Genomic DNA, 2,493 nt, shown 5'->3' on the forward strand with positions numbered 1-2,493 from the left:
ACCAAGAGCTGCGAAACTAACGCTTCAAAAAAGGCAAAAGGAGCGAATGAAAATTCGCTTCACTTGCAGAAGCTGACGCAACGCCCTAAGCCTTTGGGGGTAGAGTTTAGCTTTTGCAATCAACCGCCGCCGGCCGCACAGAAAATTCTTGACAGCGCCGGCAGGAGTCTGTATAATTTCTCACGTTGTCTATGGGGATATAGCTCAGTTGGGAGAGCGCTTGAATGGCATTCAAGAGGTAAGGGGTTCGAATCCCCTTATCTCCACCATGAAGATTAAGCGCCGGCGTGGCTTTTCGCGCCGGCGCTTTTTATTTTCAATAGATTTTTTCTTTTTTCTACCGTGTTTTCTACCGTCAGTTTTTTATGCTTACTATAGTTTTACATAGGAGAAATCGCTCTCGTGGTTATGAGGAAAAGAAAAAAGAGGCCGTTGAGAAAATCAACACCTCTAAATGAAGGAGATTCCGCCCCGATTTTATTTTCCTTCCCGCTCCGCCATCAGGCGCGCAAGCGAGTCCAGTATTACGCGCCCATCGTCGGCGGTTTCCAGCTTGCCAGACCGAACGAGCTGCCCTACATACTGGCGGGATACGCCCAGGCGCCGTGCCGCTTCGGCGCGCGTGACGCTGCCGACTCGAGCCAGCACGCGCGCCGCCACCCATTCGCGCGGCACGAGATAGAAGCGCCCGATGCGCTGGGCGCCGGGAACGCGGCCTTTCGCGCAGAGATGCGACAAATGCGCCCGCGTGACGCCGATAATCTGCGCCGCGCTGGAGACGGACATGTATTCATCAGTTACGGAGGATTTTTCTTTTTCCTCAAGTCGGCGCATGGCGAAAAATACGCCGCCCGACACCCTGCCAAGATAGATGTTGGTCAGCCCCTCCGCTTCAGGGTGTATGTTCACGAAGAACTCCTCCGGCAGCTCCGGCGTCCCCTCTCTGTTTTTGAGCGGGTAGAACATTTTCGCGGGACGCCCCTGCACGACGACGAGAAACACTGTACCGTCGCCGGTATAATCCGCTTCGGCCGGCGTGCCGGCGAGCGGGAATTTCTTTATGATTATTTTTTTATCTTTGTCGCTTAACGCTGAAACTGGAAAATACTTTATCATTTTGCTTCTCCTTTATTTTTCTTCACCGCCCGTATCACCGCCGGCAGTTCGTCGTCCGGTCGGACGTTTATCGGGATCGGCGGTATCCAACGGTGTACGAAGCGCCGCTTTTCCGGCTCTTTTCTCGCGCCCGTCCAAAAACCGTGCCAATGGGCGCGGCGGATATGCGGGCGCACTGTCCGCCCTGTCGGCGTTCCGTCGCCGGTATGCCCGCGGCTTTCCGTCGGCGGCGCGAATGACCGTATGGCGGCGCCGATGCGCGCGCCGACGCCCCATTCTGTCGGAGCAGGGCGCGGCAGCCACATTCTGCGCCCGCCTTTCAGTCTTGCGGGCGGTTTCAGCGGCGGGGGGACGCGCCCGTCGTCGTAGTCCGGCTCGTCGCTGCACAGATAGGCGAGCAGCGTGAAAACGAAACGCAGCAGCGCGTCCATCTGGAGATACACCCCGCCGTTCGCTTCCAAGAAGTCTATTATGCCTCTTATGTTTTCGCCGACGCTTTCGCCGAAGAGAACTGTATGCGGAAACGGCATGCCAAGCCCGATGTCGCACAGCAGCATCAGACGTGACGGCGCGCCGCCTTCTCCGTCGTCGCTCCACAGGCGAGCGAAGAATCCGTCGAGATGGCATCGCCCCGCCGTCTCTACCCATATGCTGGGCTCCGGCAGGCGCGCGAATATTTCGCACGGCGTATTTTCCGGCACGCCGCCGGACGCGAGCTCGTCCAACAGCGTTGGGTCGAAACGGTATATCCCTTTCGACAGCCGCCACTGCGCGAGGTGATAGGCGATGTCTGCCGCCATGCGCGCGTCGTCTTCATCGCCTCCGTCCGTCGGGCGCCACGCCGCGTTCCATGTCGCCATCGGCACCATATGCGCGGGCAGCCCCGCCGCCCGCTCGATGCTCTCCCAGAAGGAGCGCACGGGCCGCCCCTGAAACTGCATGTGTTTCGCGCGCGCCTCGAATGTTTCGAGGATTGCGACGGGACGCGGTTTTTCGATCATGTTGCCCTCCTCCTACATTGGGCTATAGCCGATAGCCGTACTCGCCGAAAAGCGGCGAGTAATCCACGGGGTTCTCCATCTCTTCGGGCGTTATGATTTTCGTCGTGTCGGCGGCTTCGTCGACGCAGTCGTAATACAGCCAGCAGAATATCCAGTGCCACGAGCGGGCGAGTTTTTCGCGGGCATCTGGTTCCATGTCGCGTGGAAGTTCTTCCATCTTCTCTCTATATATCTCGTTTCTCCATACATTCAGGCTGAGCTGTGCCCAGTGCACTACCGCCAGCTTTTTCAGCAGCCCACAGCGACGCGCMTCTCCTGACCCCAGGCGGATAATCGGCGACTTCTTCTCGCGAACGAGCGCGTTCCACTTCGTGAT

At 58.1% G+C, this 2,493-nt stretch carries 3 protein-coding genes and 1 tRNA gene; 1 reads left to right on the top strand and 3 read right to left on the bottom strand.

The window, feature by feature from the left end; all coding sequences use genetic code 11:
* The first annotated feature begins 193 nt into the window (after positions 1 to 193).
* A tRNA-Ala gene (locus EH55_RS12055) sits at positions 194 to 269 on the top strand.
* A gap of 208 nt (positions 270 to 477) precedes the next feature.
* Here the strand turns inward: EH55_RS12055 and EH55_RS12060 are convergent.
* From EH55_RS12060 to EH55_RS14490, 3 genes are all read right to left on the bottom strand, one after another.
* The gene (locus tag EH55_RS12060) at positions 478 to 1,116 is read right to left on the bottom strand and encodes a helix-turn-helix domain-containing protein (protein WP_037974966.1); all 639 of its coding nucleotides are present in this window, start codon (positions 1,114 to 1,116) and stop codon (positions 478 to 480) included.
* Positions 1,113 to 2,117: an AcrVA2 family anti-CRISPR protein gene (locus tag EH55_RS12065; protein ID WP_037975510.1), complete on the bottom strand. Its 1,005-nt coding sequence runs from the start codon at positions 2,115 to 2,117 to the stop codon at positions 1,113 to 1,115. The genes EH55_RS12060 and EH55_RS12065 overlap by 4 nt, the downstream gene beginning before the upstream one ends.
* Positions 2,118 to 2,139: 22 nt before the next feature.
* The coding region (locus EH55_RS14490) for a hypothetical protein (protein WP_037978259.1) at positions 2,140 to 2,493 on the bottom strand (354 nt) is incomplete at its 5' end.

It is taken from the genome of Synergistes jonesii (genome assembly GCF_000712295.1).
Taxonomy (GTDB): domain Bacteria; phylum Synergistota; class Synergistia; order Synergistales; family Synergistaceae; genus Synergistes; species Synergistes jonesii.

What these genes read in the sequence shown, in the direction of transcription:
- EH55_RS12060 (WP_037974966.1), bottom strand. Translation starts at nt 1,116, where the DNA reads ATGATAAAGTATTTTCCAGTTTCAGCGTTAAGCGACAAAGATAAAAAA.
- EH55_RS12065 (WP_037975510.1), bottom strand. Translation starts at nt 2,117, where the DNA reads ATGATCGAAAAACCGCGTCCCGTCGCAATCCTCGAAACATTCGAGGCG.